General features: G+C 42.3%; 26 protein-coding genes and 1 tRNA gene. 16 read left to right on the top strand and 11 right to left on the bottom strand.

Features of this window, described 5'->3' with window-relative positions:
- Nucleotides 1-460: 460 nt before the first annotated feature.
- The 7 genes from MKP07_RS17605 to MKP07_RS17575 all read left to right on the top strand — a co-directional run bounded on the left by MKP07_RS17605 (nt 461) and on the right by MKP07_RS17575 (nt 2,953).
- Nucleotides 461-545, top strand: a tRNA-Ser gene (locus MKP07_RS17605).
- Between the two features lie 56 nt (nt 546-601).
- Nucleotides 602-760 carry a hypothetical protein gene (locus MKP07_RS17600; protein ID WP_240848347.1) on the top strand — a complete coding sequence of 53 codons (159 nt, stop codon included), beginning with the start codon at nt 602-604 and terminating at the stop codon, nt 758-760.
- Between the two features lie 95 nt (nt 761-855).
- Entirely contained in the window at nt 856-1,407 is a 552-nt protein-coding gene (locus MKP07_RS17595; RefSeq protein WP_240848346.1) for a hypothetical protein, read from the top strand.
- A gap of 11 nt (nt 1,408-1,418) precedes the next feature.
- Nucleotides 1,419-1,898, top strand: a complete 480-nt coding sequence (locus tag MKP07_RS17590) for a ribonuclease H-like YkuK family protein (RefSeq protein WP_240848345.1) — start codon at nt 1,419-1,421, stop codon at nt 1,896-1,898.
- Nucleotide 1,899: 1 nt separating this feature from the next.
- Entirely contained in the window at nt 1,900-2,172 is a 273-nt protein-coding gene (locus tag MKP07_RS17585; RefSeq protein ID WP_240848344.1) for a hypothetical protein, read from the top strand.
- Nucleotides 2,173-2,222: 50 nt separating this feature from the next.
- The gene (locus tag MKP07_RS17580) at nt 2,223-2,555 is read left to right on the top strand and encodes an ATP-binding protein (RefSeq protein ID WP_240848343.1); all 333 of its coding nucleotides are present in this window, start codon (nt 2,223-2,225) and stop codon (nt 2,553-2,555) included.
- Nucleotides 2,522-2,953: an AAA family ATPase gene (locus tag MKP07_RS17575; protein ID WP_240848342.1), complete on the top strand. Its 432-nt coding sequence runs from the start codon at nt 2,522-2,524 to the stop codon at nt 2,951-2,953. Before MKP07_RS17580 ends, MKP07_RS17575 begins: the two co-directional genes overlap by 34 nt.
- A gap of 274 nt (nt 2,954-3,227) precedes the next feature.
- Here MKP07_RS17575 and MKP07_RS17570 read toward each other — a convergent pair whose 3' ends face one another.
- Together MKP07_RS17570 and MKP07_RS17565 are read right to left on the bottom strand one after the other, a co-directional pair.
- On the bottom strand, nt 3,228-3,725 hold the full coding sequence (locus MKP07_RS17570; protein ID WP_240850911.1) for a helix-turn-helix transcriptional regulator: 498 nt from the start codon (nt 3,723-3,725) through the stop codon (nt 3,228-3,230).
- Nucleotides 3,704-4,210 (bottom strand): hypothetical protein, encoded by a 507-nt coding sequence (locus MKP07_RS17565; protein WP_240848341.1) that lies wholly within the window; start codon nt 4,208-4,210, stop codon nt 3,704-3,706. Before MKP07_RS17565 ends, MKP07_RS17570 begins: the two co-directional genes overlap by 22 nt.
- 665 nt (nt 4,211-4,875) lie before the next feature.
- Between MKP07_RS17565 and MKP07_RS17560 the strand changes: the two genes are divergently transcribed.
- The 7 genes from MKP07_RS17560 (at nt 4,876) to MKP07_RS17535 (ending at nt 12,062) form a co-directional block, all read left to right on the top strand.
- Nucleotides 4,876-5,976: a slipin family protein gene (locus MKP07_RS17560; RefSeq protein ID WP_240848340.1), complete on the top strand. Its 1,101-nt coding sequence runs from the start codon at nt 4,876-4,878 to the stop codon at nt 5,974-5,976.
- 103 nt (nt 5,977-6,079) lie between these two features.
- Nucleotides 6,080-6,508, top strand: coding sequence for a nucleotidyltransferase domain-containing protein (locus MKP07_RS38880; RefSeq protein WP_317235849.1), 429 nt, complete (start codon nt 6,080-6,082; stop codon nt 6,506-6,508).
- Between the two features lie 2 nt (nt 6,509-6,510).
- On the top strand, nt 6,511-6,885 hold the full coding sequence (locus tag MKP07_RS38875; RefSeq protein ID WP_262919353.1) for a nucleotidyltransferase domain-containing protein: 375 nt from the start codon (nt 6,511-6,513) through the stop codon (nt 6,883-6,885).
- Nucleotides 6,857-7,354, top strand: coding sequence for a nucleotidyltransferase domain-containing protein (locus MKP07_RS17550; protein ID WP_240848339.1), 498 nt, complete (start codon nt 6,857-6,859; stop codon nt 7,352-7,354). Before MKP07_RS38875 ends, MKP07_RS17550 begins: the two co-directional genes overlap by 29 nt.
- 235 nt (nt 7,355-7,589) lie before the next feature.
- Complete coding sequence (locus MKP07_RS17545; protein ID WP_240848338.1) at nt 7,590-7,886, top strand: nucleotidyltransferase domain-containing protein; 297 nt, start codon at nt 7,590-7,592, stop codon at nt 7,884-7,886.
- 247 nt (nt 7,887-8,133) lie between these two features.
- Nucleotides 8,134-9,588, top strand: coding sequence for an RtcB family protein (locus MKP07_RS17540; RefSeq protein ID WP_240848337.1), 1,455 nt, complete (start codon nt 8,134-8,136; stop codon nt 9,586-9,588).
- An 827-nt stretch (nt 9,589-10,415) separates the two neighbouring features.
- On the top strand, nt 10,416-12,062 hold the full coding sequence (locus MKP07_RS17535) for a BspA family leucine-rich repeat surface protein (protein ID WP_240848336.1): 1,647 nt from the start codon (nt 10,416-10,418) through the stop codon (nt 12,060-12,062).
- 365 nt (nt 12,063-12,427) lie between these two features.
- On the opposite strand, the gene MKP07_RS17530 is transcribed toward MKP07_RS17535, so the two are convergent.
- From MKP07_RS17530 to MKP07_RS17515, 4 genes are all read right to left on the bottom strand, one after another.
- Nucleotides 12,428-13,261, bottom strand: coding sequence for an efflux RND transporter permease subunit (locus tag MKP07_RS17530; protein WP_317236043.1), 834 nt, complete (start codon nt 13,259-13,261; stop codon nt 12,428-12,430).
- A 132-nt stretch (nt 13,262-13,393) separates the two neighbouring features.
- Entirely contained in the window at nt 13,394-14,272 is an 879-nt protein-coding gene (locus MKP07_RS17525; protein WP_317235848.1) for an ABC transporter permease, read from the bottom strand.
- Nucleotides 14,273-14,289: 17 nt separating this feature from the next.
- Nucleotides 14,290-14,928, bottom strand: a complete 639-nt coding sequence (locus MKP07_RS17520) for an ABC transporter ATP-binding protein (RefSeq protein ID WP_317235847.1) — start codon at nt 14,926-14,928, stop codon at nt 14,290-14,292.
- An 11-nt stretch (nt 14,929-14,939) separates the two neighbouring features.
- Nucleotides 14,940-15,884: a pentapeptide repeat-containing protein gene (locus MKP07_RS17515; protein ID WP_240848334.1), complete on the bottom strand. Its 945-nt coding sequence runs from the start codon at nt 15,882-15,884 to the stop codon at nt 14,940-14,942.
- 327 nt (nt 15,885-16,211) lie between these two features.
- Here MKP07_RS17515 and MKP07_RS17510 point away from each other — a divergent pair, with 327 nt between their 5' ends.
- Together MKP07_RS17510 and MKP07_RS17505 are read left to right on the top strand one after the other, a co-directional pair.
- Nucleotides 16,212-18,044, top strand: coding sequence for a KUP/HAK/KT family potassium transporter (locus tag MKP07_RS17510; RefSeq protein WP_240848333.1), 1,833 nt, complete (start codon nt 16,212-16,214; stop codon nt 18,042-18,044).
- 802 nt (nt 18,045-18,846) lie between these two features.
- A complete protein-coding gene (locus tag MKP07_RS17505; protein ID WP_240848332.1) occupies nt 18,847-19,977 on the top strand; it encodes a hypothetical protein in 1,131 nt (376 codons plus the stop codon).
- Between the two features lie 270 nt (nt 19,978-20,247).
- Here MKP07_RS17505 and MKP07_RS42670 read toward each other — a convergent pair whose 3' ends face one another.
- From MKP07_RS42670 to MKP07_RS17485, 5 genes are all read right to left on the bottom strand, one after another.
- Nucleotides 20,248-20,586 (bottom strand): helix-turn-helix domain-containing protein, encoded by a 339-nt coding sequence (locus MKP07_RS42670; protein WP_394803580.1) that lies wholly within the window; start codon nt 20,584-20,586, stop codon nt 20,248-20,250.
- Nucleotides 20,526-21,092: a DUF6597 domain-containing transcriptional factor gene (locus tag MKP07_RS17500; RefSeq protein WP_240848331.1), complete on the bottom strand. Its 567-nt coding sequence runs from the start codon at nt 21,090-21,092 to the stop codon at nt 20,526-20,528. Before MKP07_RS17500 ends, MKP07_RS42670 begins: the two co-directional genes overlap by 61 nt.
- A 173-nt stretch (nt 21,093-21,265) precedes the next feature.
- Nucleotides 21,266-22,150: a hypothetical protein gene (locus MKP07_RS17495; RefSeq protein ID WP_240848330.1), complete on the bottom strand. Its 885-nt coding sequence runs from the start codon at nt 22,148-22,150 to the stop codon at nt 21,266-21,268.
- A 68-nt stretch (nt 22,151-22,218) separates the two neighbouring features.
- On the bottom strand, nt 22,219-22,515 hold the full coding sequence (locus MKP07_RS17490; protein ID WP_240848329.1) for a hypothetical protein: 297 nt from the start codon (nt 22,513-22,515) through the stop codon (nt 22,219-22,221).
- Between the two features lie 58 nt (nt 22,516-22,573).
- The gene (locus MKP07_RS17485; RefSeq protein WP_240848328.1) at nt 22,574-25,369 is read right to left on the bottom strand and encodes a lantibiotic dehydratase; all 2,796 of its coding nucleotides are present in this window, start codon (nt 25,367-25,369) and stop codon (nt 22,574-22,576) included.
- Nucleotides 25,370-25,373: the final 4 nt, after the last annotated feature.

The raw sequence follows: 25,373 nt of genomic DNA, 5'->3' as shown, positions 1-25,373 counted from the left end.
CACAACACCCGAAACGACAGGCATGAATTTCATGAGGCCAGCACAACAATATACTTTACTGCTGAACGGATATGCTTTGCCCTCGTAAGAAACAACTATATACAGTACCGGACTCCTCCTTCAGAGTGATAGTATGACAACTATCATTGAGTGCAAAAAACCCGGTCTGTTTCAGATCGGGTTTTATATTTTAAACTCAACATTATGATGTACTTAATAATTGTTATGGGAATCTACCATATTTTAAAAATGATTCTCAGAAAAGAAAAATCAGATGAAACCCTGTCTACTTCTCACTTCACATGAAGACAGCAGACACCCGGCCGAAATACAGCTCCGTTGACGACCTACATGAAAACACCAGGTGACAAAAGCAGAGAACGATCAGCATGAGCCCCAGGATACGGCGGCCATGCGATCTCCTGCCAATAGCTGCTTATATTATTTAATAACAATAAACGGAGGGTTGGCAGAGCGGTATTGCACCGGCTTGCTAAGCCGAGGTTGGGGTAACACCCAGGTAAGTTCGATTCTTACACCCTCCGCCTAACCGGAAGGAATCCGGAAAAAATAAGACAATGAAAAAGAATACCTGTTCATAATGACAAAACAAGACAGCGCCGATAAAAGCGCAATGATGCACAACATTCTTATAAACGCATTATGGACACAAAACTTATTAAACAGTGGGGTGATGAAATTCTTTCCTACAGAATTCAGAGCGAACGAACGAAAAAAGAAAGCGCAAAACAGATTTTGATAAACGTCTGCTGAAAAAAGCAGGGAGCATAACGCTCTTTACGAACAAAAAAGAAACCTGGGTTGGGAACCGGTTCACCCTCCCTATCAGCAGGGATGGAAAAGATATTTCATATTAAGAGCCGATGTTCGAACAGGAAAAAAAGCGACTTCTTTCAGAACATCTTAGACAAAGTAAATACGATACAATATAGTTGGAAAAAAGAATTTACGGTGAAGCGGAGAAAATACGGTAAAAAGATATTCGTACCTAAACCCCAGCATTTGCAAACATTTCGGGATTGGGAATTGCGAAAGCTGCATTTATTACCGGATGAGCTGCAGTTTTTCCGGGCAGATTGGATAACAGATAAATATGGCAAAGAATACCTGCTATATGTATTTACCGAACCCTGGAGGTTTCAGCTCACCATTCAGCCTAATATAATCGATAAACGAAGAAAGCTGGACACTGCATTGGAGGCTGAAGTAGATTCGATCGATCGTTACATGACAATAAGACATCTATACCCCTACCTGGTCAGGCTGGAAAAAGGCAGGTTTAAGTACAAAGAATGGAAACCGAAACCCAAAGTTCAATACATCCGGTTCATACAAAAGCATTCTACTCATGAATGGTTAACTATGATCCGAACAGGAATGATTTAATACTAAAAAACATGAAACAGCAATGGCGCACGTTAAACGGAACGAGATTGCAGCTTTCTATTAAAGAAGCTGTGAGGAGCCGGCTGGCGCTGGAAACAGCCGCCGGCCATGAAATAAAAGTATGTATAGGTACAGACAGCCAGGTTAAGGGGACCGAGGTCAACTTTGCCACTGTAATTGTATTTATAAGAAAAGGCAAAGGCGGATTCATGTTCATTCGCTCTGAAAAGATCAGCTACAAAATGAGCATTAAGGAACGCATGCTATCTGAAGTTATGAAAAGTATGCAGACTGCTTTTGATCTGTGTGACGTGTTCACGGCGTTCAACACAGCGTTAGAAGTACATGCCGACATCAATACCGATCCGGCCTTTAAAAGCAATGATGCGTTAAAGGAAGCAATGGGCTATATAGCAGGACAGGGTTTTACATTCCGTGCAAAACCAAATGCGTTTGCCAGCACCAGTTGCGCCAATAAAATTGTACAATAAAATGGAAAATATTTTCGATAACAGGATACTGAATACAGGAGTCATCTTTAACAACTATTATGTGGAAGTGCCTGCGCTGTACACACAGCTTTATGGCATCATACCTAATCAATACTATTTCAACAACATCAACGGTGAAAAATTATTTGACCAGATAAGCAAGGAATGGCAGCACGAAATTGCTTATGTTTTTGAAAAAAGCGACTTTAATACACAGAAAAAAACTTTACTCATGACCGGAAGATTATCGTTTGTAAAAACCAATGTATTATAGAGCTGGATGAAGACTATGCCTATGTATACGACAATGGCAAACAGTCGGAAATGGTTCACCGCTTTTCTATGCTGGCTTCTGTTAACAAGCAGAAACAACGCAGGCAACCACTTGAAATTAATTTGGTAGTAGCCAACAACAGGGGACTCGAATTAAAAGGCATGGAAATAAAGAGGTCGCGGCTGGATCTGAATTTGTTCTACGAGCAGGATTTTTTAGAAACAGATGCTTTAATCCAAAAAAGATTAAGAAACAAGAATGACAAGGGCATTGTTTTATTACACGGATTGCCCGGAACGGGGAAGACGACCTATCTCCGCAACCTGGTTGGAAAGCTGAAAAAAGGGTATTGTTTTTATCTCCCGGAGTTGCAGGCAACCTGATGAATCCCGATTTTATAGAGCTATTGATCGACAATCCCAACTCAGTGCTAATAATAGAGGACGCAGAAAATATTATTATGGATAGAAAATACAGCAGCAGCTCTTCCGTATCCAATCTATTGAATATATCTGACGGGCTATTGGCTGATTTCCTCAATGTTCAGCTTATTTGTACGTTTAACAGCGCTTTGACCATGATCGATAATGCGCTGCTACGAAAAGGAAGACTGATCGCTCAATACGAATTTAGCAAGTTGGGCATAAATAAGGCGCAGGCATTAAGCAAGCACCTGGGGTTTGATACATTGATCAATGAACCTATGACCATTGCAGAGATCGCCAATCAGCATATTGTTACGGAGCCAGTCGAAGAAAAAAGATCATTGGGTTTAGAATGAGTGGATCAACAGCATAATTAAAGATATGACAACGCGGCGTTGATTAAGAGCCACGAATGCACGAATGTGATTTTTAAACTGCTTTCCAACGACAAGGTCGGAGCTTTTTCAAATCTTTGCGGCAATCATCTATTTAATAATTTAGATAACCCAGATGAGGATTCTTTTATTATGATTGTTAATGTTTTTCCAGTGTATTTGTGCATTCGTGGCATTTTGATCTAGCCAGCCGGTCATTCGTTGACTTCTCCAAAATAGTTGTCGTACAGCAATCTTACTTTGCGTTTGATCCGCTGAACAAAAAACGCGGAGCAAGAACGGTAAGGCCTTCGCCGAAGCCGATTAACTCGCGCTCCAGTTCAAAATTGGGAATAACGGTAATGCAGAAGGTAGTTCCTGCACTGGTTTGCTCCACAATGGTTTGAGAGGGATGAATAGGCTTGGTTTGAATATAAGGCGCCTGAACGGTATTGGCCAAAAACAAAATTTCTACCGGGCTGTCTCCTATGTTGCGGGTTACGCCAACAATATCTTTAAAGTAGTCCTGTGGATGAAAGCTACGATGCAAACGATAAGGCTCATCAGGTAGTACCGTAACGGCCTGCATCCTGTCTAAGGCAAAAGTGGCAATCTCCTTGCCTTTCCGGTTCATGGCCAGCAGGAACCAGCGGTTACGATACTCTTTTAACAAATAGGGATAGAGTATTATATCTGCCGCCTGCCGGGCTTTGAAGGATTGATAGGTGAGCTTTAATGTTTGTTTATTCTGGATCGCTTTATGCAGCGGGTCCAGCCAGTCGATACCAGTGAGTTGTTCATTTTTTCGAAATCGATAACAGCATGCTGATCGTGATGCTCGCTGTAGATCTTGTCTTCCAGTTTAAAAAGCATCTCATTCATTTCATTAAAATGGCTGAACCCCTTGAACTGGCGGAGCAATTGGGATATTTCCTGTAACACACCAAGATCCTGTGCGGTAAGCGGAATGTCGGTAATAGCATAGTCCGGATCTTCATATGTGTAATACTTTTTATCGGTCACGACAATCGGGGCATTGTATCCTAGTTTATCACTTCGCATCGCGTTAAGGTCCATACGTATGGTGCGTAAACTAATTGGCTTATCAATGCCTTCGTATTCATATAACGCATCAGAGCAGGCATCCATCAGGTTTTCGATGGTCCATTTACGACGGCGATTCTGCAGGCATTTATCGATCGTTCGGTAACGGATCAAAGCATTTCTATTAACGGGCATATTTTTTTCAAGAAAAATATAAAATAATTTTTACTATGCAAAATGATTGCACAGAACTGTACAAATCTTTGTTTAGCAAAACAGAAAAAGTTCTTTGATCAACATATTGCCGCAAGGCAAAACCAGCTATAGCTCCGGTGTACATAAACCAGGTAGCTGTATAGCAGGCAGCACAGTGCAGGCGTAGTAACGTTTTGTATGCTGTTATGGATACGCGAAGCTTAGCACCAGGACCTGTGGGTCAGGGGTTCGAATCCCCTTTTCGTCTCATACGCGAAATAGCTCAGCCGGGTAGAGCAACAGACTTTATGCGGGTTCGAATCCCGCTCCGATATGCTCGGATTGTTCAACGGTAGAACATCAGACTGAAAATCTGGAAACCAGCGGCACGCACTGCTTAATAAATGCGTTCAGTAAAGCGCCGGGCGGCCGGAGGCTATTTTTCCAATCAGAATTTAATGCCACCACCGTGCCAAAGCCTGCAGATAAGATGACCTGCCCCTGAAAGGCATGTGCTTTTTCAATGGTCCTGTAACAATACTCCTGTTATAGGGCTTTGAAAACCAGATGATCTGACATGTCAGCTCACTTTTCTCCGCCGCGGTCGGTTGCCGCCCGGAATGCCTACTGATTAGTAATTTTTAAAACCAAAAACAATATATATTATGAAAAGGGTAAAAATAAACGCCTACCAAACCGGCCTTGTGTTCAGGAACGGCGTGTACCAACGCCTGATCACAGAGGGTTCTTATTGGCTATGGAATGAAACCGTCACCATCTACAATAAGCAAGGTGCTTTCACGTCCCCTATCGCATTAAACCTTTTGATACAGGATAGTGAACTGGCGGCAATGCTGGAGGTATTTACAGTAAACGATCAGGAACTGGTATTGCAATTTGAGAACGGTTTATTGAAAGCTGTTCTGAAAGCCGGCGAGTATGCTTTCTGGAAAACAATTGCCATTAACTATAGCTTTATAAAAGTGAATACCGCAGCTTTAGATCTTCCGGATACGGTTGATAAGAGCCTGTTGCAGCACTCACTACTTGCCCCTTTTGTAAGGACGGTAACAGTCGAAAACTTTGAAAAAGCGGTATTATTTGTGGACGGCAAGTACAATAGTATGCTTGAGAGCGGTATTTATTACTGGTGGAAAAATGCCACTGCCGTATTTATTGCCAGAGTAGATACCCGGCAACAGCAAATTGAGATCAACGGGCAGGAAATTCTTACAAGAGACAAAGCAGCTTTGCGTATTAATGCCTGGGCGCAGTTCAGGGTGGTAGATATCGAGAAAGCCGTCCTGCAAAACAAAGACTATGACAAACAGCTGTATATAGCGCTACAGCTGGCATTGCGCGAATATGTTTCTGGTTATGGCTTTGATGAGCTGCTCGAAAAGAAAGATACCATCAGCGCTTTTGTAATGAACGCTGTTGCGCAACAAGCATCCGCGCTGGGCGTTGAAGTGCTAAGCTTCGGCATCAGGGATATTATCCTGCCCGGAGATGTGAAGGAGATCATGAACCAGGTACTGGTAGCCGAGAAGAAAGCACAGGCCAATACCATTACCAGGAGGGAAGAAACCGCCAGCACCAGGAGCCTGCTGAACACAGCAAAGTTGATGGAAGAAAATGCAATATTGTGGAAACTGAAAGAACTGGAATACGTTGAAAAAATTGCCGATAAGATCAGCAATATCAGTGTAAACGGCAATGGAGCTTTGCTGGAGCAACTAAAGCAGATTTTTGTAGCTCAGAAATAGCGTAACATCCGATGCAACAGTATCGGATGTTTTTCTATTATTTTTTATTTGTGCATCCAGATCAATATCAAGTCCAGAACTATTCATTAAAAAAAATAAACCTGTGCAAAACTATTGCACAGATATAGCTCACCTTTATTTTATGAAAGACATACAGAAAAAATTAAAAGAGATAGCAGCAATTAAAAATATACAGCTGTTATATGCCTGCGAAACGGGTAGCCGGGCCTGGGGATTCCCTTCTCCCGACAGCGACTACGACGTACGGTTTATATACCGGCACGATACCAGCTGGTATCTATCTCTCAATAAACATAAAGATAGCATTGAGATAATGGACGGAGATCTGGATGCAACCGGATGGGATCTGAAAAAGAGTTTGTTGCTGCTTAACAGGTCAAACGTGCCTTTGATAGAGCGCTTTCAGTCGCCCATTGTATACTGGGAAGCGCCCGGTTTCAAAGCTGATTTTAAACAACTGATAGCAGGATACTATAACCCGATAGCGGTCTTTTTCATCACCATTCTTTAGCGATGAAGTTTTGGGCAGAAATAAAAGAACAGCCTGACTGTAAATTAAAGGCCTTGTTTTATTTGTTACGCTCTCTATTATCCTGTAACTGGATCATACATGATAATAGTGTACTGCCTATGGATATAGCAGGATTGATGAAGTACAACCAGGAAGATATAAATTCATCTATAAGAGAACTTATAACAGTGAAAAGTACCCAACCCGAAAGCTACAGGCACCGCTGGAACCACAACCTGAAGGAATGGATTGCAGATGCTTTTACCCGGCTGGAATCTGCGAAAGCTTCTCTGAAGATCAATAAACCGGGCATGGATACTTTAAATGATTATTTTTTAAAAACAGTATATGCAGACCATCACCATAGAAACAGTTAAAGAAAATGGCTGGCTTATTTTTGAAGGCATCGTGGGAAGCCGGGCCTACGGGCTCGATACGGCTTCTTCCGACACCGACATAAAGGGTGTTTTCATATTACCCAAAGACCTGTTTTACTCATTAGACTATATACCGCAGGTATCCAATGAAACAAACGACATCGTCTATTTTGAATTAAAACGGTTTATAGAACTTTTAGCTAAAAACAACCCAAATATACTGGAGCTATTAGCCTTACCCGATGATTGTATCTTATACAGGCATCCCTTAATGGAAAGGATACAGTCCTCTGTTTTCCTTTCCAGGCTTTGCGAACAAACCTTCGCCAACTATGCTTTTTCTCAAATAAAAAAGCATGGGGACTGGAAAAGAAAATGGCCAAACCCTTTGAACTACAAAGAAAATCTGTGCTGGATTTTTGTCATGTATATGCCGATCATCAGAGTCTCCCGTTGCATGTATTTTTAGAGCGCCGAAACTGGGCGCAGGAGCATATCGGTTTACGCCATGTGCCGCATTTAAGAGATTGCTATGAGATGTTTTATGACATTGGCGGTTCCTACAGTGGCATTCTTAAAAAGACATTGCTAATGATATTGTATTAAGCAGCATCAACATCCATGCAACGCCTGCAGGACTACTCTACTTTAATAAAGACGGGTATTCGGCTTATTGTAAAAAATATAAAGAATATTGGGACTGGGTGGGTAAAAGAAATGAAACGCGCTTTACCCAAAACCAACAACACGGTAAAAATTATGACGCCAAAAATATGATGCATGTTTTCCGGTTGCTGATGATGGCAGAAGAAATAGCAACAGATCAACGGATTAATGTTCGCAGACCAGATCGGGACTTTCTTTTAGCTGTAAAGCAGGGAGATTTTGAATATGAAGCGCTCTTAAAGCAGGCAGATACTATTCAAATGAAACTCCCGGGATTATTTGAAGAGTCTGGGTTGCCTGAGACCCCTGATCTTTTTATATTAATAGCTTATTAATTGAAATCAGAACAGCATATTATAACTAGGCAAATCGCAAAAAGTTTTAAGATTTAGGGTTACCTAATACAATATGCGGTATTAACCTCCGCTATGCGTGTACTATAATTACATATCGAACAACACCGGCGGCATCAGCTAATACTGCCAAAAAAATTTTCTACTGTGCAGAAATATTGCACAGTTATACTCCAATTTTACATTATTATCAATAGGCAGGGATCTAACCCTGTTTAAAAAATATTTTATGAGCAAATTAAGCTTAACCGGAAAGGAATTAAGAAATATAGGTTATCCTGAGGGGCCTGTTATTTCCATCGCAATGAACATCATGCAAAGAGCCTACAAACACGAAAGTAAGGATACTGCACTGGAAGTTTTAAGTAAAGTACTTGCTTCTCCACAGGACTATGGTACGGATGAAATTTTAGGAGCTATTGCACATCAATTATTACCCCAACCTGATGAATCAGAAAATGCGGGCATTTCGCTGAATCAGACAGGCATACAGTTCAATATTTTCGGGCAGGAGCATATTGAAGAAGGCGCGATGCACCAGATGTATACCGCTGCTAAACTTCCTGTTGCGGTTGCCGGAGCATTAATGCCTGACGCACATCACGGCTATGGACTGCCTATTGGTGGTGTACTGGCAACAGAGAATGCTGTGATCCCTTATGGCGTAGGTGTGGATATTGGTTGCAGGATGTGCCTGAGCATTTTTGATATTAATCCGCAGGAATTGGTGCAACGCGAACACTACTTTGCAAGAGAGATCAACGAAGCTACTTTATTTGGTAGTGGCGCCCAGTTTAAACAAGCAGCCAATCATGAAGTGATGGACCATGAGGCATTTAGCTTATTGCCATTATTAAAACAAATGCACGGCCGCGCCTGGAAACAATTAGGCAGCAGTGGTAGCGGTAACCATTTCGTGGAATTTGGAGAAGTGAGCATCGACGAAAATGATGATATACTTCAGTTACCTGCAGGTAAATACCTGGGATTATTATCGCACTCTGGCTCAAGAGGACTGGGAGCGAATATCGCCAATCACTATACCAAAATAGCGATCAGCAAAAGACGCTTACCACAGGAAGCTAAAAACCTGGCCTGGCTGGACATGGCGGAAGCAGAAGGGCAGGAATACTGGCTGGCCATGAACCTGGCAGGTGATTATGCTTCGGCATGTCATCATATTATTCATGATAAAATAGCAAAGCAACTAGGCCGAAAGCCACTGAAAATGGTAGAAAACCATCACAATTTTGCCTGGAAAGAAATACTCAACGGTAAAGAAGTTATTGTACATCGTAAAGGCGCAACACCTGCGGGTAAAAATGTGCTGGGTATCATACCCGGTAGCATGACGGCGCCTGGTTTTATTGTAAAAGGTAAAGGCGAGGCGGCATCTATATACTCAGCCTCCCACGGCGCTGGTAGAAAATTGAGCCGTACCAAAGCCATGCAAAGCATTACCGAAAAACAGCTGAGAGATGAACTGTTAAAACACAATGTAACCTTGTTAGGTGGTGGCCTGGACGAAGCGCCATTCGCTTACAAGAATATTGAAGAAGTGATGAAAGGCCAAAAATCCCTGGTGGATATAGTTGGACGCTTTACACCGAAAATCGTAAAGATGGATGGCACTCCGGTAAGAACCCGAAAATCGCAAAAACAGGATTTTGTTGAGGGTGAGTAATGAACAAAAAGCTAAAGCACATAGCCCCTTGTCTTTTTAAAAGCAGGGGCTGTTCTTTTTCGAAAGCAATCCCTTGATCAAAAAAGCTTATATAAATATTGTTTTAGGTACCAGCCTATTCATATATACGCTTTATCCAAATTCTACTTCATCCTACTGAACATGCCCGCTATGGTCTGGGTGATAGGATAAGAGAACAATGGTAAAAGCAACTTTATAGAAAGGACGCCCTTCTATCCATCACACAATTACACAATACCAATGAAAGGCATGCATACCATTGGCCTATCAGCAAAGTTACCTGCTGACACAAATAAGAAAAAGATTGGCACTCAGGGTAAATATATTTTTCTTATTGTGCTATAGATTTGTAGATAGATAGTTAACTATTCATTTTCTGGTTACATTAACTGTTTAAACTCCAAACGAATCACTTTATAAACTATTTAACGGTTACTCGAATATAGCAGAACACTGTAAAGTTTTGCCCAGGCTTGATACATCCTACCTCAGTATATTAATCCGGGAGCAAAAGAACCAGTGTAGTTAATACTAATCAGCCGTATCAGGATTGTGTCTATAAACTGTGCGCGATAAACTCAGGTAGATATCTATATTAATAGGTTATTGCAGGTCTATGCCCGAAAACAAATCAGAATGTTTTTAGACCTTGCTTAACGAGCTATTACCTCCGGCTTATATATTAAGTTTTCGCAATCAACCCTCTCTTAATATTTATTTACATTAAAATTTTTACCGTGAAATTTTTATTAAAATCGTATGTTTTAATTTGTGCATTTTTGTTGGCAACAGGCAGCTCAAATCTATTGCAAGCTCAACAACCATTTGTTACCGTTTGGCAAACTGATAATCCCGGAACTACTGGTTCCAGTAGTATACAGGTTCCGGCAACAGGAGAATACACTTATACATGGGAGAGAATTGGAACACCCGCGGCGTCAGGAAGCGGGAGCGCCAATGGTACTATCACAATTACATTTCCTTCACCGGGCACCTATCGGTTACGCATGACGCCTTCAGGAACTACTCCGTTACATACGATGAAGTTTCCGCTTGGCTCTAGCCCTACCAGGGATGCCAGAAAGCTGCTGGATATAGAACAGTGGGGTACCGCTGTCTGGAGCACTTTTGAACAATCATTTCAAAATTGTACTAACCTGACACTTACAGCTACGGATGCTCCTAATCTTACCAATGTCACTAGTATGCTAGGTACATTTAGCAATGCGCCTAAGCTTATCGGCACGGGCATGCCAGGATGGAACGTGAGCCAGGTCACCAATATGCGTGAGATGTTTCGGGGAGATGTTGTTTTTAACCAACCTCTAAACAACTGGAACGTTGGGAATGTCACCGATATGAGCGGTATGTTTTTTCAAGCTGCCGCTTTCAATCAACCCTTAGACAATTGGGATGTAGGCAAAGTAACTTCCATGGTAAATCTGTTTTACCAGGCTACCTCTTTCAACCAAAATATAAACAGCTGGAATGTGAGTAATGTTACCAACATGACTAGCATGTTCCAACTAACAAATTTTAATCAGCCGTTGAATAATTGGAATGTGAGCAAAGTTACCATCATGTTTTCTATGTTTAGCGCTAACTCATCCTTTAATCAGCCCTTAAATAATTGGGACGTAAGCAATGTCATCAATTTATCTAACATGTTCTCCTTTGCCTCATCCTTTAACCAACCGTTAAATAATTGGGATGTAAGCAACGTAACCCATATGCAGTCTATGTTTGCCAATGCCTCATCCTTTAACCAGCCGTTGAATAACTGGGATGTAAGTAATGTATCAGCTATTATAAACATGTTCATGGGAGCAACTGCTTTTAACCAGAATTTGGGCACCTGGAACGTTGCCAGCGCTATTAGCTTAGGCAACCTGCTCAATAACAGCGGGGTGGATTGTGAAAATTATAGCCGTACACTGTATGGATGGGCTAATAGTAGCAGCACTCCCTCCAATATAACACTGGGAGCAATCGGCAGAACTTATAGTGCTGATGCAGCCAGCTACCGTGATATTTTGTTAAGCACAAAAAATTGGACGATTACTGGTGATGGACCCGGCACTTGCTCAATTGTACTTCCCGTAAATTTTGGAACTATAGCAGCGTCGCTGCATAATGGAATAATCTCCATAAAATGGGAAACGCTTTCTGAGCGAAATAACGACCACTTCGAAATTGAGGGTTCGGTGAACGGAACAACATTTGCTAAAATAGGTGAGGTGAAAAGTTTATCTAACGCCGGCATTTCAGATAAAATGCTGGAATATAAGATTGATATCACTACCGTAGGTTGGTCTGCCGGTTTTATGGTTTTGTTATTAATGAGCGGTTTTGCTATAAAGAATAGGAGAAGCAAGCGCCAGTGGGTTTTAGCTTCATTAACAATAATGGTAATGGTGATCGCAGCATGCAGTAAAAAAATGATCACCATTTAGATACCCAGGCAGATAACCTGTTTATACGCATTGTACAGGTAGATATGGATGGAGGAAAGTCTTATTCGAAAGTTATAAAAGTAATCCGGTAACGCACTGAATGACAAATCAGGCACTCAAAAAGCGCGTCTTTTGATACGCTTTTTGAGTGATTCCGCTGGGAGTCGAAATCACTCTCATTATTATAAGTAAATCAACAAATTAGTTCTCTTAAAAACTCATTGGTCCCCTTTTTGGTCCCCTTTTTTCTAACGTCGAATAAATCGGATTAAGTAAGCTTTTGTCGTTACAAAAATACAAATAAATCATTTTACTCCAATTCCGAATATCCTCGTAAAGCTCCTCCAAAATAGAAGTTGGCTTATTTACTTCTCCTTCTTACTTGCCCACCAATACAAGGGTGGCATCAGTATAGGTGTAAAAAGTAAGGTGCTTGTTAAGCCGCCTATAATAACGGTCGCCAAAGGTCTTTGCACATCCGAGCCGATCCCTTTTGAAATTGCAGCAGGGATAAGTCCCGAAATGGCGAGCACCAAAATAGAAAGGATTGCCCTGAGTTGTTCTTTGGAAATTTTATTGATCAGTTGCATACCTGGCTGCTGATTGCCTATTGACCGATTGAGGGCGGAGACGAGCAATACGCCTGCCATTACTGAAATGCCGAAAATGGATACAAAGCCAACACCTGCTGAAACATTAAAGTAATAACCGCGAATAAGTAAAGCTATTATCCCTCCAGCCAACGCAAACAACACACAGCTTGTTGTTATTAATGTATGACTGAAATTCTTGTAAAGCATAAAAAGAAACACAATAACCATTACCAACGTTAACGGAATGGTTAACGCTAATTGTTTTCCTGCCCGTTCCAGGTTTTCATACTGGCCGCCATATACCAATTCATACCCTTTGGGGATCACTATACCACCGCTAATTTTTTGTTGCAGCTCTTTTACAAAGCCACCTTGGTCTCTGCCCCTGATATTGGTTCTTACAGTTACCATTCGTTTATTATTATACCGATAAATGTTGGTTTGCCCTTCAACAAATCCGATATCGGCCAGCTGTTCCATGGGTACCAAAGCCCCGCTTGACGAAGGCACCAATAGCTTTTTGATTTCGTCAATATTGTTGCGGAATTGCGGTAGATATCGTACCACGATATCGTAGCGTTTGGTGCCATCATATAATGCGGAAATGTACTTACATGCTGATCTGAAACAGGATGTATGTTACCGATATTTAGAGATTAAACCCATAAAGCTAGACAAAAAGAATCCTATCCCTTGCTCTTACGACATGTCAGGAACATTTGGGATCGGTGCTCAGATCTAAGCTTTCCTTTTGTATACGATCATGGCAAAAACATAAGCAACAACCATAATAGCAATGCACCATGCCAGTGCCACCCATATATCACTGCCAACAGGCTTACTAAAAAGTAGCGCCCGTACAGCTTCCACGATCGGGGTTACCGGCTGGTTTTCTGCAAAGGCGCGAACACCTGATGGCATTGATGCCGTTGGGACAAAAGCGGAACTTATTAAGGGAAGGAAGTGGATAGGGTATGCAATGACACTCGCGCCATCGACTGTTTTTGCCGCCAAACCGGCAATGGCAGCAATCCAGGTAAGGGCAAGTGTAAACAGCATAAGTATACCCAATACCGCCAACCAGGACAATATTCCCGCAGTTGGACGAAAACCCATGATAAGCGCTACAAGGATGATCACCAACAGGGAAATGACATTTGATAGCAGCGAGGTGAGCACATGTCCCCATAACGCAGCCGAGCGTGCAACCGGCATTGAGTTAAACCGCTCAAAAATACCTCGCTGTACATCGGTAAACAGGCGGAAAGAGGTATAGCCGACACTATTTGCAACAGCGATGAGCAGTATCCCCGGCAGTAGGTAATCCACATAATTATCGGTGCCGGCCTGAATGGCGCCGCCCAATACATACACAAACAACAACATCATAGCAATGGGCATGATAGTGACTGTTATGATGGTATCTATACTGCGGGATACATGGCGCATAGACCGCCCGAGCATTACGCTCATATCCTTGAACAAGTGGATTCTTGATTGTATCGTTTCCATATTAATTATCCTCGTTTTTTTACTTGTGATTGATAGAAATATCTCTTCCAGCGTCGGCTGCTTTTCGATGTACTCAATAGTTGCCGGAGGAAACAGGCTTTTCAACGCCGCCAGTGTGCCGTTTACGATAATCCGGCTTCGTGAAGAATGGCAATTTGATTCGCGAGCTGTTCAGCCTCTTCCAGGTACTGGGTAGTCAGAAATACCGTAGTGCCGCTGGCAGCAAGCTCTTTGATAATATTCCAGACTTCTATACGTGCCTCCGGGTCAAGTCCTGTAGTAGGCTCATCAAGAAAGATAACCGGTGATTCTCCAACCAGGCTCATTGCAATGTCTAACCGGCGGCGCATCCCTCCGGAGTAGGTTGCCGCCCGACGATTGGCAGCGGCTGTTAAACCAAGACGTCTCAGCAAATCATCTGCGACCTGGTGCGGATGTTTGATATGCCGCAGCCTGGCAATCATAACAATATTCTCCCGTCCCGTCAAAATATCGTCCACCGCCGCAAATTGTCCCGTAAGGCTGATTGACTGCCGCACCTGGCTGGGTTGCAACACAACATCGAACCCGTTTACAGTAGCAGTGCCACTATCCTGTTGCAATAGTGTAGTAAGAATTTTGACAACGGTTGTTTTTCCGGCTCCGTTAGAACCCAGCAGGGCAAAAATGCTTCCCCTTGCTACTTCGAGGTCTACGCCCTTTAGGACATGGAGGTCCCTGTAGGACTTTTTAAGCCCTATCACCTGAATTGTGTTTTGCATGTTATTTGTATTTATATAGTGGTAACCTTTGATAAGTCAGCCCCAATACCTTTAAGCGCGGCATAGGTCAGCTTATCCATCTTGGCCTCGTCAAAACAAATAGTTTTGATGGCTTTGTAGTATTTGTTGGTGAGCGCAAACTGCGGGCGAAAGGACACATTTGTGAGTGTGGCGCCCTTAAACGTAACGTCATTTAATGCAGCCTTGTTAAACTTAACATTGGTAAAAATCAGCCCGTCAAGGTGCTGTCCCCGCAGGTCGGAATAGGTAAAATCCACGCCATCGAAAATGCAATTCTCAAAGGTGGTTTTCCTTAGATCGATCATGTTCAGCTTTACGTCTATCAGCTTTACATCCCTGAACTTTGCATCGGCCAGCACCGATTTGCTGAGCTCTGTGCGTATAAGAACGGTTTTATTAAAACTTGCCCCGGTCAGATCAATGACTGCAAGGCTGCAGTCTGTCAGGTTTGTTCCATCAAAGTTAGCCTCCCGCACATCGCTGCCCATAAAGGAGCTGCCCGTAAGGTCTGCTCCCGTAAAATCGGAACCACGCAACGCACTTCCCTTAAATTTGCTGTTATGTGCAATTACACCCGCAAAGTCGGTATCTGCCAGGTTACTTCCATTAAAGTTTGTCAGTAATTGCCTGTCTTGCGAGCGCGGCAAGTCATCGCTCCCTGGTTCCACAAGCTCGTCGTCTTCAACGTTCGTATCTGCACTCTTAAACCTGGTGTGTTCGTGCGCGGACTTAAAATTTTCTGAAAAATAGTTAAGATCAACTTCCAGAATTTCTGCAAGTTGATGGATCGTAACGATATCAGGAATGGATTCTCCGCGCTCCCACTTGCCAACGGCCTGAGGGCTGATGAACAGAAGTTGAGCAAGTTGTGCCTGTGACATACTTTTCTCTTTTCGTGCCTTGGCAATTTTACCGCCTAATAGTTTAATGTCCATACTCTTTGTTTTGTGTTCATTAATGTTCGATACAGCAAAGGTATTTGCTCCTTTTACCGAACCGTCAAAAGTTCCAACCGTTATAGTTGTTATTACACTACTTATGGTTGCTATTTGACAACCTAAAGTTGTTTATATTCAAAATCAACAACTTATGACAAATGTAATTTTAATGTACAGTTTGACCTGAAAGTGTCAGCCGCCGTAAAAACAAAATCTGCAGATATATTTTTGAAATTAAAAATATCATTACTTTCATCAAGAATCTGTATCCTGACAGATGAGGTTCGTCAATTTATTTAAATCAGCTAAACTGTAATCGTTATTTTGAGCCACACTACAAATTCCGGAACATTTCACCGGCAAATTAAGCTTGGGGGTGTACTGATTGCTACAGGGATTGTATTTGGAGATATCGGGACGTCTCCCTTATATACTTTAAATGCGCTTTTTCACTCAGGAGAAATTGTTTCCGAAACCAAAGCATTGGGTATTCTTAGTTGTATTATCTGGACCCTAACGCTACAAACAACCCTCAAATACATCCTGATCACACTTCAGGCAGATAACAACGGCGAGGGAGGTATTTTTTCATTGTACACGCTGATCAGGAGATATTTTGGAAGATGGCTGATTATTCCAGCAATTTTAGGAGGCGCCTTTCTTATCGCCGATGGGATCATTACACCGCCCATATCTGTTGCCTCGGCCATCGAAGGGCTTCAGAAATTCGATCCGGGCCTCAATACAGTGCCTATCGTTATCGCGATTATTATCCTTCTTTTCGTGTTGCAACAGCTCGGAACTCAAAAAATCGGCAAGTTCTTTGGCCCGATTATGCTGATTTGGTTCACATTTATCGGTACAATAGGAATTCTGGCGGTCATGAGCGATCTTTCTGTTTTTAGGGCTATCAACCTATATTATGCCTACGAGCTCCTGGCTCATTTCCCTTCCGGATTTTGGTTGCTGGGCGGTATTTTCCTGTGTACTACCGGTGCAGAGGCTTTGTATAGCGACATGGGGCATGTTGGCAGGAATAATATACGCGTGAGTTGGATCTATATTAAGATCTGCCTGGTGCTGTCCTACGCCGGCCAAACTGCATGGTTAATACATGAAGGAAAGGCCAATGACCTGAGTCCTTTTTATAACATAATTCCTGAGGTCATTTATATTCCCTCGGTCATCCTGGCTTCGATGGCAACAGTAATTGCAAGCCAGGCGCTTATCAGTGGCTGCTTTACCCTTGTCAATGAGGCGATCCGGTTAGGTTTTTGGCCACGGAACAGAGTTGTATTTCCGGGGACGATCAAGGGCCAAATGTATATTCCGTTCTTCAACTGGTTCCTGATGACGGCCTGTATTCTTATGGTGCTACACTTTAGGGAGTCGAAAAATATGGAAGCTGCTTTTGGTCTGTCTGTTACCCTTACGATGCTTATCACCACATTCCTGATAGCACTTTATCTCAGGATACGAAGAGTATCCTACGTGTTTATCGGTATCATTACCTCTGTATTTCTTACCGTTGAAATTTCGTTCCTTGTCGCCAATCTGCAAAAGCTACATGAAGGAGGCTGGATTATGCTGGTAGTTGGAGCTGTTTTATCCGCAACAATGCTGGTATGGTACCGTGGAAAACGGATGCAGGGGCAGCTGATAGCTGCGACTGACATTACACCGATTGTAATACAGAAAATAAAGGATCTTGCTTCAAATACTGCAATCAAAAGTTATGCGACTAACCTTATTTATCTGACATCCATTAACCGTCCCGGTAGTATCGAGAAACGAACGCTTAATTCTATTTTTAAAAGCCCTGCTAAAAGAGCTGATGTGTATTGGTTCTTTCATGTGCATGTTACTGATGAGCCGTATTCCCTGAATTATGAAGTGCATACACTGTCTGAAAACGACGTGTATCACGTCGTTTTGCACATAGGATTCAGGGTCGAACCCAAAGTTGACCTGTTTTTCAGAAAAATAGCCACTGCCCTGATTGATAGTGGGGAACTTAGTTATGAAAAGGCCGAGGAAAAAAGTATGATGCAAAAGATATCGGCGATTACCGGTTTATCGTCGCAAGTTCATTTTTATCTTATGACAATACGCTTCCTTACTGGAAAAACCTGCTCCTTAAGTCCTATTATAACTTAAAGCTACTCGGCGTAAAAGAGGATGTGAATTTTGGCCTGGACAAAAGTAATGTTGTATTTGAGCAGTATCCACTCGTTTATGAAAAAGCAGATGGGTTTAACCTACAAAGGATATAAGCCCTGGAAACAGAAATGACTTCATTGGCGTGGGGAATTTAGGAAGAGAGTTGCCAAGATCATTTCGATGACGATAACGCATGGCTCACTGTTGAACGCTTGCCACAATGGGTGTTGAAGATTTTGTAATGCGGTGTCAATGACTAAGCAAAAAGGCTGCCCTTTGGGAACAGCCTGATCTTCGGGGGTGCCATCGACTTGCATTGGGTTTGGGTTAATTTTAATACCCGAAAGACTTATGTAAAGGTAGCTTGCCCTGTATGGCTAACCTAGATAAAAGGCGACACCCAATATTTTACCTTTTCTCTAACAAACCTGTACTTTTAATCTTCCTTCAATGCCTGTAAGCATCTTGGCAGCGATCTGATCGTGTAGTACCGTAAAAAATTTGAAGTCATCCACCAGGTGCATCTGGTCGGCATAACCAAACTCATGCGTGATTCTATACCAGGAAATATCTGGATGCGCTTCTCTACGGAGCCATGCATTTGTAAATCTTTAAACTCTCGAATACAGGTTAGGCGATACTCTCAAGCTAACTATTACATTTCTTTCGAATTGTCTCATGCTATAAGCACTGCCTCCTGACCCCTGGCTTCCTTATATTAGAAAACTATGTAATTTCAATCGACTTATATTTTCAAGTTGTATTTTTGTCGTCCTCTAAATCGAAAACCGCACTCAATATGAAAAAGTTGCTCAATAGCATCATACCATTACTTTTATTATTTCAACTAGCATTCTCTGTAGTAGCAGAAGGCCAGATTAACATACAAATTGGCTCAGGCACATTATGGAACAATGCTATACCGCTCAATTCTGACGCTTTCTATTCCTACACCCAAGCTATCTACACCCGCGGTGAAATGATCACCGCGGGCGCCACTACTGCTGGGACCATCTCAAAAATCCGATACAAAACAGTTAATATTACCCCTTGCGGCACATGGGATTACTGGACCGTATACATGGGAAACACGACGGTTGACAGTTTTGTTTTGCAGACTGATTGGAGACCTCTAAATACGATGAATAAAGTATTTCAAATGTCACTACCGTTAATTGACGTAAGCCAGGCAAATTCCTGGGTGGAGCTGACGTTGGACACTCCATTTCATTGGAATGGAACAGACAACATTGTGATTGCAGTCGATGAAAACAGACCTATGGGAAACGTCCAGTGGCAATATTGGCAAGGTTACACACCAACAACTACTCCTGGCTACGGCCGCGGCTTGTACTACAGCACGGATTTTTTCAATGTCGATCCCGCGGTCCCACCGGCTGGTCAGGTAGCCTCGAACATTCCACAAATTCAATTTGAATTTACACCCGACGGAACACTACCCGTTACTTTCGGGTCTGTTTCAGCCCGGCTGAACAGTTCTGCCCTTGAGATAAACTGGCAAACACTTTCAGAAAAAAATGTTGACCATTTCGAAGTTATGGTCTCTGCAGATGGCAAACATTTTACCTCTGTGGGACAACTGCCGTCTCAAGCTCCTGATGGTAATTCCTCAGCAAAGCTTGAATATAGCTTCAGTGTTTCATCTATAGATCTAAATGGTAAAATGGGCTTAGCTTCTATCAGCGCTGTACTTATTCTTAGCATTCTGTTGATCGTTACCAATCGACGGAATCGGCGCTGGATCGCCACGCCGCTTATTTTTGTATTTGCAATAATACATTTTTCATGCGTAAAGGATAAGTCAGACGCTACTCTAGAAACGGCAGAGAAAGTCTTTGTAAGAATCGATCAGGTAGACAAGGACGGTGCCAAATCTTCATCGACCATTGTCCAGTCTTATAGGGATTAGGATTTGTGTTAGAGCATACAGAGCCGTCTACAACATTCTCTTTGTTGTGATTATGCTACTTTGTACTGGCACGTGGGCGATACAAGATATGTCTATAGCTCATATTTAAACTTCTAAGCAAAAAGGCTGCCCTTTAGGAACAGCGTGGCTGCCAAGGGTACCGCCCACTTGCATAGGGTTTGGGTTAATACCCGAAAGACTTATGTAAAGATAGCTTGCCCTGTATGGCTAACCTAGATAAAATGCGACACCCAATACTTTACCTTTTCTCTAACAAACCTGTACTTTTAATCTTCCTTCAATGCCTGTAAGCATCTTAGCTGCGACCTGATCACTGATTCCTGTTGGTGTAGTGCCGCAAAAAATTTTGAAGTCATCCACCAAATGCATCTGGTCGGCATATCCAAATTCATGTGTGATTTTATACCAGGAAATATCTGGATGAGCTTCTCTATAGAGCCATGCATTTGTAAATCTTAGAACTCTCGAGTACAGTTTAGGTGACACGCCCAAACTAACTTTTGCCTTCCTTTCGAATTGCCTTATGCTTAAGGATGCAAACGCTGCAACCTTACTGATGGGTAGGTTTCCGTTGCTAGCCGCCAGCATTTCAACAGCTTTATCAAAGGGGTCATCGGCCTGATATCCGGCAGTCGCCCCATTAAGAACTTTTCTATTTTACAAAATACCTCCTGATCATTTTGCGCGAGTAACAGCTGCTCCGATAGCTCTCTTGTTTCTTTGAGAACCAGGTTTAAATCTATTTCTTTAGCAAACTCTTGCATAGGTATCCCAAGTAGCCTATAAAGCCCGCCAGGTTTGAATGTAATACCCGCCACCCGGCGATAAGGTCCCAGGTCTATGATATTATTTTCCAATCGTGGGCCAACCACGAAATTTTCAGGATAAACCCTAAAATCTGAAGCCTCGTTTTGCTTTACCATTAGATGCCCGCCACCGATTACAAAGTAAATTCGAGTAGTTACTGACCATGGATATTTTAGGATCGCAGGAAGTGATAAACTCTTTAGATCGACATCTATAATAAAAATAGATTCCACCCAATCGCACAAGCTGGCGGACACGGGCAAGATCGTATAAGTATAGGGTTGCATAAGCCACACGTTTGGTGCAATAAAATTATTGGCTTGTGCAATGCTTTAAAAATTTCTAAGATATTATTAACATAGTTAGATAGCAACCAACAATAGTGCAATGTTCTTACTGAACAGAGCATGATATTGTTGTACTGTTTCTTGCTTTAATAAAAAGCAATACTCGTGTAATATTATTCGAGAACCGCCTGGATGATTTTTGAATAATTTATCTTCCCGTCAATATCTTGCTGAGCAACACGAATGAATATCTTCGACGAGGTGGTAAGCGTTTCGCGACCATTATCTTTATTGCACCCTACAAAAATTGCTATACCCGTCACTGCCAAAAACAAAATGCTATAGTTTTTTCTTCTGCTTCTTACTAATATCAGCAACGTTGCCAGTCCCACAACAGAAAAAGTGATTTGAGAAAGATCAATTTCGAGTTTATAAGACAAGGGGATGGAAGAATTTCCGTTGGTAGCTTTTGATGACAGAGTGCCTATACTGATCCAGTCATTGCCATCTGAAGAAGCCTCTACAGCATATTCTTTGCAATTCGTTTCTGAAGTTGTCTTCCATTGCACAGACAGCCTGTTGTATTTGGCAACCGCGCTAATTTCGTCAAAGGTCACCGGAAGTACAACGTTACCGCTGTTTGAAGGCAGTGAGTAGGCTGTAGAGGCGCTGTTTGTCTCCCAGTTGGACGCGGTGTAAATAGTTGCCCTGGCGACAGCAGGATCAGTACTGATTCTTACTGTAGATTTTAAGCGCATACAATAACCTGAGCCATTGGGAGGCAGCACTGCAAAAGCATAATTCCTGTTTCCATTCAGGGAGTTGTTTAGTACGTTGGGAAGAGACGATGCCGTGGGAGAAAGGTCACAGTTGTTAAGTGTGGTCACCCAGCCGCTTGGGCTAGCGCAGATTCCACCAAGAAGTGTAGGAACAGCTAAGCTACCGGTGAAAGCAAAAACAGATTCACCAGGAGACGCCAGCGTAATATAGTTAGTGCCGGAGTTAAATGTCGCTTGAGTTCCGGCAGCAGTACCAACATTGGATTTAGGACTTGTCACGCAACGAACAACTATTTGAGTTCCATATGGCAGCGTACTATTTGCTTGCCATCTAACCACGCCGTCGGTTAAAGCGCCTGAAGGAGTGGTGCAACCACCAGGATTGGCGCTTTGAAAAGCCTGGGCATCTGTCCGCCATCCAAAATCCGTAAAAAGATAGTAGTACCGGCGGTTACCTGCTTCAATAATATGAAGCAAAATTCACGGTTACTTTCGCTTTGAGGTGTATTTACAAAATCGTTGGTGGTGTTTGAAGCCGAATTGACACCAGTAAAAGCAATATCTCCTGCAACAAGTGTTGTTTGCGCATTTAACTTTAACAGCATGAGACAGCCTAATAACGGTAGCATTAGTTTTTCAATCATCGTACATTTAATTTTAGAGGTATAGGGAGTTTTATGAGTTTCGAACATTTGATCTCGTTCAACTCATAATTGTTTGTGGGTTAAATTGGTATTTTTTACTTTTTTGTTCCAATACCAAGAAATTGTAAAAGACCATCTCATGTGTTCTCTGTTGGCTAATGAAAAGCCGGTTAATATGCATATGTAGAAGATCAGCTAGTATTTTTGGCCTTATTAATGCTGGGTAACTGAATAAAGTATCGATAAGCGATTGTTTCAATTGTTTATGAGAGGAAGTACTTATTAGGCTGAGCGAGGGAGATGGCTCCTGTCTAAAAGATCTAAAATCGTTGTTGATAGCCTTAAACTGCTCTCCTTTTACGTAATGCTCCTTATTGTAATTCTCCGCCATTTTTGACACCATGTGGTCTAAGGCTACGCTTTCAATAGCACCGCTGCTTTCAACACTATGATATAGATCCACACAAAGCCTGTAGCGCACGTTACTTGATAACATCTCTCCTATCGCACTAATGGCAAATTCGCTGTCAACATGAAAATGCGATTCAACGTTTTCCATTTGCTCAGGATAGTAGCGGTGCACTTCCGGTCGGTAAATACAGAGCTTCATGTCCGCAACAATGCCACTTTCCAATTCCGCTTGTAGTACATGGCTCAACGCATTGATTAGGTCGGACGAAACGGAGGTATTTTTTACGTTTAGCCGTAACCTGATATGCGGACCTCCTTCATCATAGCGTATAAAGAACCACTTATGTAAATATTGTCGCGTGCGGTCTATATAACCCGCCTTGTCCAATATCTGATCCGAACGATATACTGGGCAGAAAATCTGAAAATACAGCCATTCATTTCCCAAAGACAGTACGCGGCTTTTTGCTATAGCCGGGAATCGTTCCTGGACTATTGTAAGTGGTGCAACTATTCGTTCTTGATGTTGCAGGGTTACCACTACTTGCGGTAAATACACGGCACCATTTGTATCCTGAACAATACCCTTTTTTGGAAGTGTTGTCTCCTCGACTAGTACATCAGTTTCTTTTAAGCAAGTATTGACTAATATTCCGAGGTCGTCCATCGCGTTTATCTCGAGGCAAAGTGTTTGATCTCCTTTACCAGTTTTAATATGCGTGGTTTGAACCCGAAGAGAAAGCCAGGATTGAAGAAAATAGGTTCGTTCTCCTTTATCTAAAGCCCGCAGCTCCTTCACCGGTAAGCGCCAGGTCGCAGGAGAAACGATAATATTCTTATACTGAATACGTGGATAGAACTGCAGGCCGTTCAGAAAATTGGGTAACTTAAATGTGAGGTTTGTTTGTATGCCCTGATTCTGTATATCCATGAAGAGCCGGAACACTGAGAGATCGGAGCGGCGATAGTTGTAAGCACTTGCCATCCTAGGCAAAAGCCGCTTATTAAGTGACCGGGACCGCAAAACTACTTTATCCATTTGCACAGACACATAAATATCTGTAAGAGAAAGCGGTTGAGGTGATGTATCGTAATTCAGAATATTAAGCTGAAGGTCATAAATCACCGGGCGTCGGTTCACATTATCAACCTTACCTTCTTTACTGTAGCCCACGTCAAAAAATAGCACGTTTGGATTGGCTGCCTGTTCGTCAGCGGCAATTTTGTGGCAATAGTTTTCAATCTCTGGGACAGCGAGCGCAAACCGGCCGGACATACTTGTTGCACTAGCACCTCCGATCATATCAAGCCATAGTAAATCGTCAGTCACTGTACAGGTAGCGGCAATACTGTTGGGTAAGTCTTGGATGCCGCCTATATCAGCTTTCAGCGCTTCGATGTCTATTACATAGCTACCGACGTGTTCCAGTAGCTTTCTAAAAAGCTGCTCTTTTAATGGAGCGTTAATGTCCACTACTTTTTCCGGGGTAAGACCAACCAGCGTTTCAAGATGGCTAGCATCTATGGCCTGCTCCTGATCGCCGTAGCCCACTCCTATTTCCGGGTCCAAAGCCAGCATGATCGGTATTTCTGCTTGCTCAAAGCGACGAAGAAATGCATTCTTAAAATTTGATAACTCCGGCGGCTCGTGAACCGGCATTATGCGCGACAAGATGCCTGCAAGGTCGGGAAGGTTACAAAATATTTTCTTGTTGAAACCGCCCTCAATTATTTTCCGCTCAGCTATAAGGTAACTATTTTCCCGTTGATGGGCTACATGACGTATCCGCTGAAAATAATCCGTCCCAATAATATTACTATGCTGAGAAGTAAGCAGCAGTTGAATATCTATTAGTGCAGGAACCAGTTCATCAAGCAAATTTGAATCTACTGTTTGGGATAGACGAATCTGTAATTGATCAGGTGTAATAGGCGTGGCACAGTTCTGTAAAATGATTTCTATATCCCTTTGGTAATCTATCGCAGCAAGTTGTAGATCGCTTTCGCGGCGTTGAAGAAATCTAATTTCGTCCTGCACAACGTAGTAACTACTATTTGTAAAAAGGCAAATGCCACTTAGGCTATAAACGTTTGCTACATCTATGTTTTTACTTTCTGACCAATCAGGATAAGCATGGATCACTAGCTCTTCACTTACTGAAACCGGGTTTTCCTTGTCACACACAGTTGCTAAGCTTACTGCCGCAAAAGCGCCAAAAGGTGTACATCTGTAACAGCTTCTATTAAAATACTTTTGTGCTGAAAAGTGGATTTTACTATCTGCCGCTAAAAGATCCTCGTAGCTCATGCCTTTTATGACCTGATAGAAATCAGGTGACGCATCAGATATAAGCTGTTTCAGTGTATGCCAATGATTTTTAAACGACCCATCTACCGGAAATCTGGGGGTACGCAGAATGATCTTTTCGTTTATTTTGAGCATTATC

The organism is Paraniabella hibiscisoli (genome assembly GCF_022512515.1).
Lineage (GTDB): Bacteria > Bacteroidota > Bacteroidia > Chitinophagales > Chitinophagaceae > Niabella > Niabella hibiscisoli.
This window is presented reverse-complemented; position numbering and strand designations above follow the sequence as displayed.